The sequence below is a fragment of the Salinibacter pepae genome (genome assembly GCF_947077775.1).
GTDB lineage: Bacteria > Bacteroidota > Rhodothermia > Rhodothermales > Salinibacteraceae > Salinibacter > Salinibacter pepae.
Genome location: NZ_CAMTTE010000001.1, coordinates 747,391 through 762,620 on the forward strand (window position 1 = coordinate 747,391; position 15,230 = coordinate 762,620).

Below are 15,230 nucleotides of genomic sequence, written 5' to 3' on the forward strand. Positions count from 1 at the left end.
CCTTCCCGCCCATGACCGCACGTGGCTCCCTTGTCCTTCCGCTCGTTCTCGGTCTGCTCCTCTCCGCCTGTGGTGGGGACGCCCCCCCGCCCCCCGCGGATGAGAGGGATCCGGTTGCCGTGGAGACCGCCACCGCGGCGACGACGACCACTCCCCAGGCCGGGCGCTACACCGGCACCATTCAGGGCACACGCCGGGTCCCCCTCTCCACCAAAATGATGGGCACCATCACGCGCCTTTCGGTCGAGGAGGGCGACCGTGTACAGAAGGGGGAGACGCTCGTCCGCATCCGCAGCCAGAACGTGGAGGCCCAGCGCGAGCAGGTGCAGGCCCGCCTGCGGGAGGCCCGCGCCGCCCGCGACAACGCCGAGACCCAGTTCGAGCGGATCCGGGCGCTCCGCGAGAAAGACAGCGCCACGGAGCAGGAATTCGACAACGCGCAGACCGCCTACGAGCGGGCCCAGGCGCAGGTGGAGGCCCTCCAAAGCCGCCTGGCGGAGACCGAGGACATGCTCACCTACGCCACGTTGGAGGCGCCCATCGACGGCTACGTGGTCGAGAAGCAGGCCGAACAGGGCGCCCTGGCCGCCCCGGGCCGCCCGCTGCTCACCGTCGAGACGCTCGACGCCCTGAAGGCCGTGGTGCAGGTGCCGGCGGAGGACGTGAATCAGTTCGCGGTGGGCGACAGCGCGACCGTCACGATCGGGGCGGCCGCCAACGTGCACAAGCAGGGCGTGGTCACGCAGGTGAACCCGTCCGGCAACGCCGTGAGCCGGCAGTTCACCGTGCAGGTGCGCCTGCCCCGCACGGCCCCGGACGACCGGGCGGCCGCCACCGCCCTCAAGTCCGGGATGTACGCTGAGGTCCGCCACCAGACGGGGACCCATTCGACACTGACGGTCCCGCAGGCCGCCCTCGTCGAGCACGGCCAGCTGACGGGCCTCTACGCCGTACGCGATGGCCATGCGCTGCTGCGCTGGGTACGGACCGGATCGCAGCGCGGGACCCGCGTCGAGGTGCTCTCGGGCCTGCGTCCGGGCGAGACCTACGTGACCGACGCGACGCCCCGCATCGCAAACGGGCAGCCCATCCAGGCCGAGTAGCCCCGTCTCTCCCTCCCGTCGCTCCACGCACCAGTCGTTTCGTTCCATGGCTACGACCTCCGGCATCGCGGGCCGCATCGCCCGCACCTTCATCAACAGCAAGCTCACCCCCCTCCTGATGGCGGCCTTTCTCGGCATCGGGCTCTACAGCGCCTGGGTAACCCCGAAGGAGGAGGACCCCCAGATCGAGGTTCCGATGATGGACATCGCCGTGCAGTACCCGGGCGCCACGCCGCAGGAGGTGAAGAGCCGCGTCGCGGAGCCGATCGAGCGGCTGGCCTCGAATATCGACGGCGTGGAGTACGTCTACTCGACGGCAATGCCGGGCCGGGCGATGGTGTCGGTCCGCTACTACGTCGGCGAGGACCCGTCGACCAGCACCGTGAAGCTCTACGAGGAGCTGCTGAAGAACATGGACGAGATGCCCCCGGGGGCGAGCCGCCCCCTCATCAAGAGCCGGGCGGTGGACGACGTGCCCATCCTGACGCTCACCCTCCACAGTGAGACGACGGGCGACTACGAGCTGCGCCGGATCGGGGAGGAGATGGCCGCCGACCTCAAGACGACCGACGGCGTGGCGGAGGTGAGCGTGCACGGCGGCCGTCCCCGGCAGGTGCGCGTGGCGCTTCAGCCCAACCAGCTGGCCGCCCACGAGCTGGACCCGCCGTCCGTCGCCGAACAGCTCCGGGCCGCCAACCAGGAGACCGACGCCGGGGCCTTTCAGCGAATGGACGAGTCCTACCTCGTGGAGACCGGCGGCTTTCTCACCTCGGTCGACGACGTGAAGACCCTCGTCGTGGGCATGCACCAGGGAAGCCCAGTCTACCTGAAGCAGGTGGCCGAGGTGACCGACGGGCCCGCCGAGCCCAAGAACTACGTGTCCTTTTCCTACGGGGCGGGCACGCCGCAGCCCGACAGCCTGGCACAGGGGGGTGCGCGATCGGCCGTCACGGTGGCCGTCGCCAAGCGCAACGGCCGCGACGCGATGACGATCGCCGAGCACTCGCTCGATAAGCTGGAGACGCTGGAGCAGACCCTCGTGCCGGAGGACGTGACCGTGAGCACAACCCGCAACTACGGCGAGACGGCCTCGGAGAAGACCAACGAGCTCATGCTCCACCTGCTCGCGGCCATCCTCGCCGTGACGTTCGTCGTGAGCCTCGCCATGGGCTGGCGCGGCGGCCTCGTGGTCTTTCTGTCCGTGCCCATCAGCTTTGCGCTCACCCTCTTCGTCTACTACTTCTTCGGCTACACGCTGAACCGGATTACCCTCTTTGCGCTCATCTTCGTAACGGGGATCGTGGTCGACGACTCCATCATCGTGGCCGAAAACATCGAGCGCCACTTTAAGATGGGGCGCCTGCCGAAGCTGCAGTCGGCCCTCGCCGCGGTCGACGAGGTGGGCAACCCCACCATCCTCGCCACGCTAACGGTCATCGCCGCCGTCCTGCCGATGGCCTTCGTGTCCGGCCTCATGGGGCCGTACATGAGCCCGATGCCGATCGGGGCCTCGGTGGCCATGACGTTCTCGCTCGTGGTGGCGCTCGTGATTGCGCCCTACCTGGCCTTTCGGCTTATTCCCTCGCACGAAGCCCTCACCGGCGAGGAGGGCGGCGGGGACGACGACAACGACGAGAACGACTCCGAGTACGAGCTCGAAGAGACGGCGGTCTACCGCGCGTACGCCGCCACCATCGAGCCCCTGCTCGACAGCGCCTGGAAGCGGTGGGCCTTTCTCGGGGGCACGACCCTGCTGCTGCTCGGCTCGGTGTCCCTCTTCTACTTCCGGGCCGTGACGGTGAAGATGCTGCCCTTCGACGACAAAAACGAGTTCCAGGTCGTGGTGGACATGCCGGAGGGCACGCCGCTGGAGCGCACGAACGCCGTGCTGCGCGAGATGGCCGCCACCCTCACCGACCGCCCCGTCGTGACCGACGTGCAGACGTACGCCGGGGACGCCGCGCCGGTCAACCTGAACGGGCTCGTGCGCCACTACGACCTGCGCTCGGCCCCGCACCAGGGCGACCTGCAGGTGAACCTACGTGCCGCTCACCACCGCACCCGGCAGAGCCACGCCATCGCCAAGGACCTGCGCGGCCCGCTCCAAGAGATTGGGGAGAACTACGACGCCGCCGTCAAGGTCGCCGAGGTCCCGCCCGGCCCGCCCGTGCGCGCCACACTCGTGGCCGAGATTTACGGGCCGGACGGGGCAACCCAGCGCGCCCTGGCCGACAGCGTCCGCCAGGCCTTTGAGGCCACCGAGGGCGTGGTGGACGTGGACTGGGGCGTGGAGGCCGACCAGACGAAGTACACCTTCACGGTCGACAAGGAGAAGGCCATGCGCGTCGGCGTGCCCACCGCCCGCGTCACTCAAACCATGAAGATGGCGCTGGACGGGCGGGAGGTGACGACCCTGCACGATCCCGACGAGCGCGATCCGGTGGGCGTGCAGCTTCGCCTCGGGGCGGAGCGCCGGGCGAGCCTCGCGGACCTGCAGAACGTACCGGTCCAGTCGCCGGCCGGCCCGACCGTGCCGATGGCCGACCTCGTCGAGGTGGAGGAAACCACGCGCGACAAGCACATTAGCCGCAAAAACCAGCGGCGCGTCATTTACGTGACGGGCAACGTGGCCGGGGCCATCGAGAGCCCGGTCTACGCCATGCTCGACATGCAGGAGCGCCTGGACGCCATCGAGGCGCCGCCGGGCTACTCCTTCGACCAGCTGTACACCGGCCCCCCCGAGGCCCGCAGCAACTACGCGCTGAAGTGGGACGGGGAGTGGCGCGTCACCTACAAGGTGTTCCGCGACCTGGGCATCGCCTTCGCCATCGTGCTGCTGCTGATCTACATCCTGATCGTGGGGTGGTTTCAGGACCTCACCGTGCCCCTGGTGATGATGATCGCCATTCCACTGTCGCTCATCGGCATCGTGCTGGGGCACTGGCTCCTGGGCGCGTTCTTTACCGCCACCTCCATGATCGGCTTCATCGCCCTCGCGGGCATCATGGTGCGCAACGGGGTCTTGCTGATCGACTTCGTAAACATCAGTCTCGATCAGGGCGCCTCGCTGCGTCAGGCCGTCATCGAGGCCGGGGCCGTGCGGACGCGCCCCATTTTGCTGACGGCCGGCACGGTGGTCATCGGGGCGACGGTCATCCTGTTCGACCCCATCTTTCAGGGCCTGGCCATCTCGCTGATCGGGGGCGCGATCGCCTCCACGGCGCTCACGCTCCTGATCGTGCCGCTCGTCTACTACATGATTGAGCGACGCCTGGCCGGCTCGGCGCTGACGGGCGACGACGCCTAGGCGCTCGGCCTCTCCATTGCTTTCTCTCAACGGACCTTCCCCGGACCATGAAACTCGTGGCCATCATGACCCTCGATGCCTACCGCGACGACGTGCACGCGCTGCTCCGCGAACGCGAGATCGAGGTCTTCAGCGAGCTCGACATCGAGGGCCATCATCAGTCGTCCGCGGCGGGGGCGGCGCCCGCCTGGTTCGGCCACGGTACGCCCCCTGCGGACTCGACCCTCACCTGGGCCTTCCTCGACGACGACCAGGCCGACCACCTGCTCAACGCCATCGCGGACTTCAACGAGCGCCGCGACCTGGAGCGCCCGGTCCGTGGATTCCGACTGGACGTGGACCGGGCCGTCTGACCCCCACTCGCATTCGCCGTTCTCCCCCCCTTTCCCCCAGTTTCGATGTCCGCTACCGCCCCTACTTCCCCCGACACGTCCGACGCCCCAACGTCCGGCGTCTGCCGCGTGCCCTCGACCGAAGAACAAATCGTCCGCCTACTGGCCGGCACCGTCTCCCTCACGGGCCTGGCCCTCGGCTTCTTCGTGAGTCCCTGGTGGTACCTGCTCACCGTCTTCGCGGGGCTCAACGTCATCCAGAGTGCCTTCACCGGCTTCTGCCCCCCCGAGATCGTCTACCGCTGGATCAACCAGTAGCGAGGCGCCGCCCGGAATGCCCCCGGCGCTACTCGTGCGGATGGGCGCCCCGGACGAGGTGCCAGTGGTGGCGCTGATGATGCTGCCCGTAGGCCAGCAGGCCGATGTAGCCGAGTCCGCGAATTTTGTCGACCTCCCGCGGATTCGGGGTCGTGACGCGCAGAACGTAGGCGTCGCCGTCCTCAGTGACCGCCATCGTCCAGCCCGTCTCCTGGCGCAGCATGTGCGGGTGGGCGTCGAGCACCCGGTCGAGCGACGCACGGGCCGCCTCCTGTGTGGGCCGTACACGAAGGCGGACGCCCCCGTCGATGGGCGTCTGTGCCTCCACGGCCACGTCCATCGCCACGCGCTCCATGTCGAGCAGATGCCGGCGCAGGGCCGCCATGTCGACCCGGGACCAGTCCGTCGTTGAATCGGCTTCGAGCCGCCGGATCGCCTCCTGTACCGTCCCGAAGACAGACTGCCCTGGGGCCTGGAGTACGGGCGAGGGGGACGACATTGCGCCTCCCGAACCGTGATGCCGTCCCTGGCCGTGCTGCTGTGCCGAGGCGACCGGCCCAAAGAGAACCGGTCCGGCGACAAGAACGAGGACGGACATGCAGAACCGGAATGACGATGCGGTCATAAGGGATATCGGGTCCATTGGGACAGAGAGTCTACGAGGTAGACGGCCGGCCCCACACCAGACGCACCGTCGCCGCGGGGCCCCGGTGCATGCCCTCGTCGAGGGTCGGCTCGGCCGCCTCAAGATGGTCGATGCCCGCCTCGGCGAAGTGGCCACGGAGCTCGTTGGCGGTGACCATCATGGCAGGATCGGGCGGGCCGCCGCTCGTGTAGCCGTCCGTGCGCTGCTCCGGACGAAACCACTCCGCCACGAGGCGCCCCTCGGGCCGCAAGCAGCGCTGAACGAGGCGGTACAGGCCCGGTCGCTCGTCGGCGGGAAGGTGGAGAAACGTGACGACGACCGCGTCCCAGGTCCGGGCGGGCGTCCACTCGCGCACATCGGCCTGGATCGCCTCAACCTCCACCCCGGCCTCCGTCGCGAGGCGTTCCGTCTTGCGGAGCCCCTCCACGGCGTAGTCAACCGCAGTGACCGTATGGCCCTCCCGGGCCAGATGCACGGCGTTGCGCCCCTCGCCCGCCCCAAGCAGGAGCACCTCGCCGGCCTCCGGCAGCCACGTCCGGGCGGCGCTCGCGACGAAGCGGTTTGGGGCCTCGCCGTACACGAACTCCTCGTTGGCAAAGCGGTCGTTCCAGAACGCAGCGGGCTTGGGCATGGCGGCCATTGACGGTTCGAATGTTGACGGGACAGCGCGAGAGAAGACTACTTCTGGCTCAACGGCCTCGTCACCGCCCCAAAGTTAATGCGATCGGCATCCTGGGCCATCACCCGGAGGCGCGTGGCGCCAGCCTCCGGCACGGAGACCGTCCCCGCGTACTCGTTGGTGGTGCCGGCGAACGCGAGCGGCGCCTCGGCCACGACGGCCCCGTCCCGAAGCAGCTGCGCGCGGATCGTGTACCCGTTCGCGTCCCACATCCCTCCCGGCTCCGTGGGGCACCCACACAGCATGCGCACCCGGGCCCGGACCGACAACTCCGCCCCCGGTTGGGGATCTGCCGACGAGGGCTTTAGCACCTCCACGATGAAGCCGTGCAGGGTGAGCGTAATGCCGTCGCCCGTGACGTCCTCCCCCGGCACGAGAAGCACCGTTTTCGAGGCCGTCTGCGTCGCCTGCGGGTAGTCGAGCGGCCCCTCGGCGGTGACGCGCACACGGGTCGGCTCGGTCAGGGCGAGGGTCGTTTCGTACTGGGCCGCGCCGGGCACGTCGTAAGTGGTTGCGCCGCGCTCGCGGGGCTGCCGCATGATCTTCTCGGTGCTGCCGGAGTCCCCCGTCTGGCGGCCCTCGGCGAGCACCTCTCCGGTGCGGGCGTGTTCGATCGTGATGCGGGCCCCGCCCACCGGGTCTTGAATGAGCTTGGCGTCGTTGGAAACGGCCCGGACCACCACCGTGGTGGGAACGGGCTCCTGTGCAACCGCCGGCGGAGCGAGCAGCAGCAAAAGGGGAACGATGGCAATCCACCGAAGACGATGCATGGGCGGGGGATGGGACGTGGAACGGGGACGAAAAATCGTGGGCCCTCTATATCTGCGACTCGGGGAACCGATCCCACGCCGTCCGCTCCCCCCTCGCTTTGACGCGTGCTACAAGAATGCACTACGACCATGCCGGGAAAACTCCTACAACAATCCTGCTTGAAATATGTGAAATTTGTAACGCTTCCTTCCTCCCATTCATCAACCAGAGGCCGTTCAACCATGGACCGCGTAGACGGAAAGTGTGCACTCATCACAGGCGCCGGAAAGGGCATTGGCCGGGCCGTCGCCGAGCTCCTCGCCGAAGAGGGCGCCCAGGTCGCCATCACCGACATCGACGCGGAGGGCGGCGCGACGACGGTCGACCGCATCACGGCGGCCGGGGGCGAGGCCGCGTTCTTTGAGCACGACGTGACCTCGGCGGGGGACTGGGAGCGCGTGGTCGACGCCGTGCAGGGCACGTTCGGCGGGCCGGACATCCTCGTCAACAACGCCGGCATCTACCACATCGAGCCGGTCGACGAAATGGACGTCGAGGACTGGAAGCACCTCATGGACATCAACGTCACTGGGGTCTTTCTGGGGCTGAAGCACTGTACGCCCCTCATGCGGGAGCAGGGCCAGGGCTCCGTCATCAACCTGTCGTCCGTGGCGGGCATTATCGGCCTGTCGGGACACACCTGTTACGGGGCAAGCAAGGGCGCGGTGCGCACCATGACAAAAGACGCGGCGATCGAGCTGGCGGGCACCGGCGTCCGGGTCAACTCGCTCCACCCGGCCTACATCGACACCCAGATGGCCGACTACGGGGCCGAGGTGCAGGGCGCCACGAAGGACGAGCTCGACGCCATGCACCCGATCGGGCACATGGGCGAGCCGGAAGACGTGGCGTACGCGGTGCTCTACCTGGCGTCCGACGAGTCGAAGTTCATGACCGGCTCGGAAATGGTCCTCGACGGCGGCCTCACGGCGCAGTAGTACGGCGGGACGGTCTCTTCCCCTTTCTCCTCTCGTTCTGTTCACAACTCTCCATCTACCCCATGCTTTCCATTCGACGCATTCTTTTTCCGACCGACTTCTCGGACGGGGCGAAGCGCGCCTTTCCCCAGGCCGCCCACCTGGCCGACTGGCACGACGCCGACCTTCACATCCTGAACGTGACGGGGCGGCACCGCCACGACTACGAGGAGACGACAGCGAACTTTCCCATCGCCACCGACACGCTCACGAAGTGGCTGCGCCGCCCCGAAAAATCGGTGCGTGGCGCCAGCTGGCCGGACCTGGAGGCCCTCCCCATCACCCAGAAGCAGGTCGAGTCGGCCGAGCCCGCCGAGCGCATCCTGGCCTACGCCGAGGACGAGGCGATCGACCTGATCGTGATGGGCACGCACGGCCGCCGCGGGGTCGACCGCATGCTGTTCGGCAGCGTCACCGAAGAGGTGGTCCGCAAGGCCGCCTGCCCCACCCTTACGGTCCGGGCCGACACGGACGTGGCGCCGGACCAGGCCGTCCGCCGCGTGCTCGCCCCGGTCGACTTCTCCGACGCCTCCCGGTCGGCGGTCCGGCACGCGAAAGAGATTGCCCTCACCTACGGGGCGGAGATTGACCTTCTACACGTCGTGGAGGAGCCGTTCTACCCGCCGGCCTACGGCCTCGGCGAGACGGGCTTCCCCACCGATAAGGTGATCGGAAGCGTGGAAGACGAGCTTGCCGACCTGGCCCGGTCGGAGGTCGGCTACGAGCACGCGATGATCGAGGCCCGCACCGGCGTGCCGTCGCGCGAGATTCTCAACTACATCGACGAGAACGAGGTGGACCTCACCGTCATCGCCAGCCACGGGCGCACCGGCCTGGACCGCATGCTAATCGGGAGCGTGGCCGAGCGGGTGGTCCGCCAGTCCCCCACGCCGGTGTTTGTCGCCAAGCCGGACCGCGCGTCGCTCGTGTCATCGGACACGGCGGAGGCCGCTGCGGCCCGCGACTAAGGCCGGGCATGCCCCTTCGCCGCCCCGAAACAGCGCCCCGATGCCCATGTCGCCCGCCCCCACGTTTGTGCGCCGCTTCGACACGCTGACCAACGACGACGTCCCGCTCGTCGGGGGCAAAAATGCGTCCCTCGGCGAAATGATTGGCGCGCTGAAGGACGAGGGCATTCGCGTGCCGGACGGCTTTGCCACGACGGCCGACGCCTACTGGCACTACCTCGACGCCAACGGGTTGGAGGCGGAGATCCGGGCGCAACTGGCGGCGCTCTCGGCCGGCGAGCAATCGCTGGCCGAGACGGGCGCGGCGATCCGCGAGCGGATCCGCGGCGGCACCGTTCCCAATGAGATGGCGAGCGCGGTCCGGGCGGCCTACCACGCGCTCAGTGCCGGCTACGACGCCGACGCGATCGACGTGGCGGCCCGCAGCAGCGCCACCGCCGAGGACCTGCCCGAGGCCAGCTTCGCCGGGCAGCAGGCAAGCTTCCTCAACGTGCGGGGCGACGAGGCGGTGCTGGACGCCTGCATAAACTGCTTTGCCTCCCTCTTCACCGACCGGGCCATCACGTACCGCGAGGAGCAGGGCTTCGACCACATGGAGGTGGCCCTGTCAGTGGGCCTCCAGAAAATGGTGCGGGCCGACAAGGCAGGTGTAATGTTTACCATCGACACCGAGAGCGGCTTCCCCGACAACGCCATCATCAACGCCGGCTGGGGGCTCGGGGAGACCGTGGTGAAGGGATCGATCAACCCGGACCAGTACACGGTCTACAAGCCCTTTTTGGAGGACGAGGCGCTTACGCCCATCGTCGGCAAGACGCGGGGCGACAAGGCCAAAAAGACCGTCTACGCCGAGAGGGACGGAGAGCCCACGAAAACGGTCGAAACGACTGAAGAAGAGCGGAATGCCTTCGTCCTGTCCGACGACGAGATCCTCACGCTGGCCCGATGGGGCGCCCGAATCGAAGAGCACTACGACCGCCCCATGGACATCGAGTGGGCACGCGACGGAGAGACCGAGGCGCTGTTCATCCTGCAGGCCCGGCCCGAGACGGTGCAGTCGCAGCGGGCCGCGAGCGTCCTGCGCACGTACCGGCTGCAGGAGACGGGCGAACGACTGGTGACGGGGCTCAGCATCGGCCAGTCGATCGCCGAGGGCGAGGTCCAGCTCATCCACAGCGCGGACGAGATCGAGAACTTCGAGGAAGGGGGCATCCTGGTCACCGACATGACGGATCCGGACTGGGGGCCCATCCTGAAAAAGGCCGCGGGCATTGTCACCAATCACGGCGGCCGCACCTCCCACGCCGCCATCGTGAGCCGAGAGCTCGGCATTCCGGCCGTCATCGGCACGGGGAACGCGACCGAGACGCTCACCGACGGGCAGGAGGTCACGCTCTCGTGTGTGGAAGGCACCGAGGGGGACGTCTACGAGGGCCTTCTGGAGTACGACACCACGGAGCTCGACCTGGGCGCGCTCCCGGAGACGGAGACCCGCATTATGCTCAACGTGGCCAGTCCGGCGGCGGCGCTCAACTGGTGGCGGCTGCCGACAGAGGGCATTGGGCTCACCCGGATGGAATACCTCGTCAACAACGTCATCGAGGTGCACCCGATGGCCCTCGTGGCCTTCGACCAGGTGGACGATGAGGCGGCCCGGGCCCGCATCGAGGAACGAACGCAGGGCTACGACGACAAGACCGAGTATTTTGTGGACCACTTGTCGCGCGGAGTCGGATCGATTGCTGCGACGCAGTATCCGCACCCGGTGCTCGTGCGCCTCAGCGACTTCAAGACGAACGAGTACGCCGACCTCATCGGCGGACAGGCCTTTGAGCCCCGCGAGGAGAACCCGATGCTCGGCTGGCGCGGCGCCTCCCGCTACTACAGCGACGAGTACCGGGACGGCTTTGCCCTAGAGTGTCGGGCCCTCAAGCGGGTGCGCGAGACGATGGGCTTCACGAACGTCGTGCTCATGATCCCCTTCTGCCGCACGCCCGCGGAGGCCGACCGGGTGCTCGACGTGATGGCCGAGAACGGCCTCAAGCGCGGCGAGAACGGCCTCGAAGTCTACGTCATGGCCGAGATCCCCTCCAATGTCCTCCAGGCCGACGAATTTGCCGAACGGTTCGACGGGTTCTCGATCGGCACCAACGACCTGACGCAACTCGTGCTGGGGGTGGGGCGCGACGCGGAGCGGCTGTCTGACCTCTTCGACGAACGGAATCCGTCGGTCATCCGCATGGTTGCGGATCTGATCGAGCGGGCGCACGCGTCGGATCGGCCCGTCGGCATTTGCGGACAGGCCCCCAGTGATCATCCCGACTTCGCGGAGGTTCTGGTCGAGGCGGGGATCGACTCGATTTCCGTGATTCCGGACAGCGTCGCCGACGTGATCCGGCAGGTGGCCCGCGCCGAGCAGGCCAGGCGCGACGCAGTTGGCTGACGCCCGACGACGTGCTCGGCGCCAAGCCGTGGGCGGGGATTGAGGGGGGGGACCGGTAGGTGCCGTCGGGGAGGCGATCACGCCCCCCTCAAACCCATCCCGTCCCTTCCGCCTCGGCCCCGGGACGCGGAGCGCGAGGTGCATCGAGCCGACCGGGCGATCGCCCCCGTGATGGTCTGCCCGGGTCCTTTTCGACAAAAGCAATCGGCGGAAGGGGGGTCTACGAGGCCCTCAATCTGCGTCTCACCTCATTTTGGCTGGTTCGCCGCTGACCCACTGTTCCTGTGACCGATCGTCTGTACTGGTTTCTGGGCATCGTCGCCGTTGCCGCGGTCGGCATCACGGTGTACTGGCTCACCGCGTCGCCGACGGCGGCCGAGACGGTTCGGGTCCAAAAGCGGACGGTCGCTGAAGTGTACGTCGCCACCGGTCGGGTCGAGGCGCCCCGCACCAGCAACCTGAGCGTCGACGTGGCCGGAACCGTCCGGCGGGTTGCCGCCGAGGAGGGAATGCGGGCCGAAGAGGGCGACCGCCTGGTCGAGCTCCACCGGCACGATGCCGAGCTGGCCGTTCGAAAGGCCCGGGCGCGTGTCAACATTCGTCGCAGCGAGCTCCAGGAGGTCAAGCGCGGCCCAACCGACGCGGACCTCCGGGCGGCCCAAGCCGAGATCAACCGGTTCGCCGCGCAACTCGCCCAGGCCGAGCGCGAGCGAAAGGATACGGAGGCGCTGTTCGAAGAGGAGATCGTGAGCGAACGGGAACGCGACCAGGCCCGCACCGCCGCCAAAGAAGCCCGCGCCCGGCTCAACAACGCCGAGGCGCGGCTCGACCGCCTTCGCGAGCGTCCACTCCCCGAGGAGCTTCGTGCCGCCCGTGCTCGGCTTGAGCAGGCAAACGTCGATCTCGAACACGCCCGGGACGACCTCGCCGAAACGACCCTTCGGGCACCATTCGATGGACTCGTGCTGGCGGTCAAGACGACGGAGGGAGAGCGCACAAGCCCGGGCCAGACCGTCGTCAGGATGGCCGACATGTCGAGTGCAGAGATCTACGCGGAGGTCGACGAGGACTACTTCGGCCGTCTCAGGTCCGGTCAGCCGGCGACGCTTCTGTTTCCGTCCATGCCCGAGAACACTTTCTCGGCGACGGTTCGTCGGGTCGGGCCCGAAATTGCGACCGACCGGGGCGTCGTGGGCGTGCACCTCGCTCCCGACGCGCTGCCGGACAGCGCCTTCCCCGGACTGACCGTCGACGCCAACATCGAGGTGGCCCGCCTCAAGGAGGCCCTGGCGGCCCCCACCGACGCCGTCGTCCGCGACCCGATGGGGGCCTACGTGCTGACGGCCGAGGGCGGCGAGGCCGTCCGCCGGGCCGTCGACGTCCGGGCTCGCGGGGAGGACTGGATGGCCCTCGAAGGGATTGAGGCCGGGACACGCGTCCTGCGAAACGCCGCCCGAGTTGACATCGGCCAGGCCGTCGCGCCGGCCGGGGGGGACGGATCGTGATGCCCGATCGCCTCTCCTGGAGCGTCGCCTGGCGCGGGCTCGTGCGCTCGAAGCGCCTGACCGCCCTGACGCTGGTCGTGCTGTCGGTGAGCGTCATCCTCGTCATCTTTCTGACGGCCCTGATTGACGGGCTGGAGCGGGACCTCGTGGAGGAGACCACCGGGGCCATCGCCCACGTTCTCATCGAGCCCCGCGAGCGGGAGCCGCTCGCGCTATGGAATCGAGAGCAGCCCGCCGCGCCCGACGACGGGCTGCTCTACCTTGGCGAGCGGACGACGCTCACCAGCCAGAAGGGCGCCATCGACAACTGGACGCGCTGGACCCGCCTCGTAGACCGGTTCGGTCCCGAGATTCAGGGCGTCTCGCCGGCGGCCGAGGGCCAGGGGTTCGTCATCCGCGGCGAGAAACGAGAGGCCGTTCGCCTTTACGGCATCGAGCCGCGCCGCTACGACCGCCTGGTGCCGATTCAGAAAAACCTCGTCGAGGGACGGTTCTACGAGCTCGGGCCCGGCGAAGTCGCAATCGGATACAAGCTGGCCGAAACCATGGGCGTGGACACGGGCGATCGCCTGCAGGTGACCACATCGGCGGGCACGGGCCGCAGCATGCGGATCGTCGGCCTGTTCGACACGGGCTTCGGCGGGGTCGACAATGCGGCGGTCTTCATGCGGCTGGGAGACGGCCAGTCGCTGTTCGGCCTCGGGGCGTCGGTCAACGCCATCGGGGTCGAGGTCCACAATGTCTTTCAGGCCGATCGCGTGGCCGAGCAGCTTCAACGTCAGGTGCCCCACGCGGTCACCAGCTGGATCGCCGACAACGAACGGCTCCTGCGCGCCCTCGAAGGACAAGGGCGCTCCAGCGACCTGATTATCTTCTTTACCGCCGTCGCTGCCGCCTTCGCCATCGCCAGCATTCTGATTGTGCTGGTGACCAACAAGCTCCCGGAGATCGGCATCCTGAAGGCCATGGGCGCAACCCGCCGCCAGATTCGGACCGTCTTCGCGCTGCAGGGCGCCTTGCTGTCACTGGTGGGAGGCATTCTCGGGGCGTCGGTCGGGGCGCTGACCGTCAAGCTGCTGTCGAAAATCGAAGGCCCACCGACCGCCAGCGGCCGCACAGAGCCGCTCTTCCCGTTCGAACTCAGCCCCGAACTGGTCGCGGGCACCGTCGTGGGGGCCGTGCTCATTGGCTTCGTCGCGTCGCTGGTGCCGGCACTCCGTGCCTCCGACGTCGATCCCATCGAGGTGATTCAAAATGGATGACGTGACCGACGAACAGCGCTCCGGACCGACCTCTGAAGCCGAGGACGCAATTCTGCGCCTCGACGACATCCGGAAGACTTATACCAATGGGGTCGACGAGGAGGTGCTGTTCGGTGTCGATCTCAAGCTGCGGACCGGCGACTTTGCTGTGCTGGTGGGGAAGAGTGGGTCGGGCAAAACAACCCTGCTGAACATCATCGGCCTCCTCGATACCCCGACCGCCGGGCGGCTCTTCCTCGACGACCGCGAGACCTCGACGCTCGACGAAGACGAGCGGGCACAGCTCCGCCGGGAGTACATCGGGTTTATCTTTCAGTTTCACCATCTCCTCTCCGACTTCAACGTCCTCGAGAACGTCCTGATGCCGTGTCGCATCCGCGGGAAAGAGCATGAGGAGGCGGCCCACGACCGGGCCGTCGAGATGCTTCAGATGGTGGGCCTTGGGGAGAAGATCCAGACCCCTGTCAACGAGCTCTCCGGGGGCCAGCAGCAACGCGTTGCCACGGTTCGCGCCTTCGCCAACGACCCGACGGTCGTGCTGGCCGACGAGCCAACCGGCAGCCTCGATTCGGAGACCTCACGGTCGGTCATGGATTTGATGCGGGACATCAACCGCGAGACGGGCACCGCCTTCCTAATGGTGACCCACGATCCCGAGCTTACCGACTACGCCGACCGCGTCGTCGAACTCCAGGACGGCCGCATTGTCGGCAACGAGGGGTAGCATCGGGCTCGGTTGTCCGGCCGCCGTTCCGCATTGCCGCCACGGAGGTAGCGGGGTCCGTTTCCCCGCCCCTTCATTCATTTGACCCGCAGGGAGAACGGACGCACCGGGTTCTCCGATCGTCTGATCTGCCTGGGTGCCGTCTTTCGCCCTCAA

The 15,230-nt window shown here is 67.9% G+C and carries 13 protein-coding genes; 10 read left to right on the forward strand and 3 right to left on the reverse strand.

Translation table 11 applies throughout. The annotated features are described in order from the left end of the window. Positions 1 to 11 precede the first annotated feature (11 nt). The 4 genes from OJA40_RS03255 to OJA40_RS03270 are packed head-to-tail and all read left to right on the forward strand — an operon-like array spanning position 12 to position 5,060. Positions 12 to 1,103: an efflux RND transporter periplasmic adaptor subunit gene (locus OJA40_RS03255; protein ID WP_263808834.1), complete on the forward strand. Its 1,092-nt coding sequence runs from the start codon at positions 12 to 14 to the stop codon at positions 1,101 to 1,103. A 46-nt stretch (positions 1,104 to 1,149) separates the two neighbouring features. Beyond that, a complete protein-coding gene (locus OJA40_RS03260) occupies positions 1,150 to 4,410 on the forward strand; it encodes an efflux RND transporter permease subunit (RefSeq protein ID WP_263808835.1) in 3,261 nt (1,086 codons plus the stop codon). Between the two features lie 47 nt (positions 4,411 to 4,457). Next, complete coding sequence (locus tag OJA40_RS03265; protein WP_208427371.1) at positions 4,458 to 4,763, forward strand: hypothetical protein; 306 nt, start codon at positions 4,458 to 4,460, stop codon at positions 4,761 to 4,763. Positions 4,764 to 4,808: 45 nt separating this feature from the next. Beyond that, the gene (locus tag OJA40_RS03270) at positions 4,809 to 5,060 is read left to right on the forward strand and encodes a YgaP family membrane protein (protein ID WP_208427372.1); all 252 of its coding nucleotides are present in this window, start codon (positions 4,809 to 4,811) and stop codon (positions 5,058 to 5,060) included. A gap of 28 nt (positions 5,061 to 5,088) precedes the next feature. On the opposite strand, the gene OJA40_RS03275 is transcribed toward OJA40_RS03270, so the two are convergent. The 3 genes from OJA40_RS03275 to OJA40_RS03285 form a co-directional block, all read right to left on the reverse strand. Continuing rightward, positions 5,089 to 5,559 (reverse strand): hypothetical protein, encoded by a 471-nt coding sequence (locus OJA40_RS03275; RefSeq protein WP_263808836.1) that lies wholly within the window; start codon positions 5,557 to 5,559, stop codon positions 5,089 to 5,091. Between the two features lie 157 nt (positions 5,560 to 5,716). Next, positions 5,717 to 6,337 carry an SAM-dependent methyltransferase gene (locus OJA40_RS03280; RefSeq protein ID WP_263809931.1) on the reverse strand — a complete coding sequence of 207 codons (621 nt, stop codon included), beginning with the start codon at positions 6,335 to 6,337 and terminating at the stop codon, positions 5,717 to 5,719. A gap of 47 nt (positions 6,338 to 6,384) precedes the next feature. Further along, positions 6,385 to 7,155 carry a hypothetical protein gene (locus OJA40_RS03285; RefSeq protein WP_208427375.1) on the reverse strand — a complete coding sequence of 257 codons (771 nt, stop codon included), beginning with the start codon at positions 7,153 to 7,155 and terminating at the stop codon, positions 6,385 to 6,387. A gap of 222 nt (positions 7,156 to 7,377) precedes the next feature. Here OJA40_RS03285 and OJA40_RS03290 point away from each other — a divergent pair, with 222 nt between their 5' ends. From OJA40_RS03290 to OJA40_RS03315, 6 genes are all read left to right on the forward strand, one after another. Beyond that, entirely contained in the window at positions 7,378 to 8,133 is a 756-nt protein-coding gene (locus tag OJA40_RS03290; protein WP_263808838.1) for an SDR family NAD(P)-dependent oxidoreductase, read from the forward strand. Positions 8,134 to 8,195: 62 nt separating this feature from the next. After that, on the forward strand, positions 8,196 to 9,140 hold the full coding sequence (locus OJA40_RS03295; protein WP_208427377.1) for a universal stress protein: 945 nt from the start codon (positions 8,196 to 8,198) through the stop codon (positions 9,138 to 9,140). Positions 9,141 to 9,186: 46 nt separating this feature from the next. Beyond that, positions 9,187 to 11,583, forward strand: a complete 2,397-nt coding sequence (ppsA, locus tag OJA40_RS03300) for a phosphoenolpyruvate synthase (protein ID WP_263809932.1) — start codon at positions 9,187 to 9,189, stop codon at positions 11,581 to 11,583. A gap of 284 nt (positions 11,584 to 11,867) precedes the next feature. After that, positions 11,868 to 13,088 carry an efflux RND transporter periplasmic adaptor subunit gene (locus tag OJA40_RS03305; RefSeq protein ID WP_263809933.1) on the forward strand — a complete coding sequence of 407 codons (1,221 nt, stop codon included), beginning with the start codon at positions 11,868 to 11,870 and terminating at the stop codon, positions 13,086 to 13,088. Further along, positions 13,088 to 14,350: an ABC transporter permease gene (locus tag OJA40_RS03310; RefSeq protein WP_263808841.1), complete on the forward strand. Its 1,263-nt coding sequence runs from the start codon at positions 13,088 to 13,090 to the stop codon at positions 14,348 to 14,350. The genes OJA40_RS03305 and OJA40_RS03310 overlap by 1 nt, the downstream gene beginning before the upstream one ends. Then, on the forward strand, positions 14,343 to 15,074 hold the full coding sequence (locus OJA40_RS03315; protein ID WP_263808842.1) for an ABC transporter ATP-binding protein: 732 nt from the start codon (positions 14,343 to 14,345) through the stop codon (positions 15,072 to 15,074). Before OJA40_RS03310 ends, OJA40_RS03315 begins: the two co-directional genes overlap by 8 nt. Positions 15,075 to 15,230: the final 156 nt, after the last annotated feature.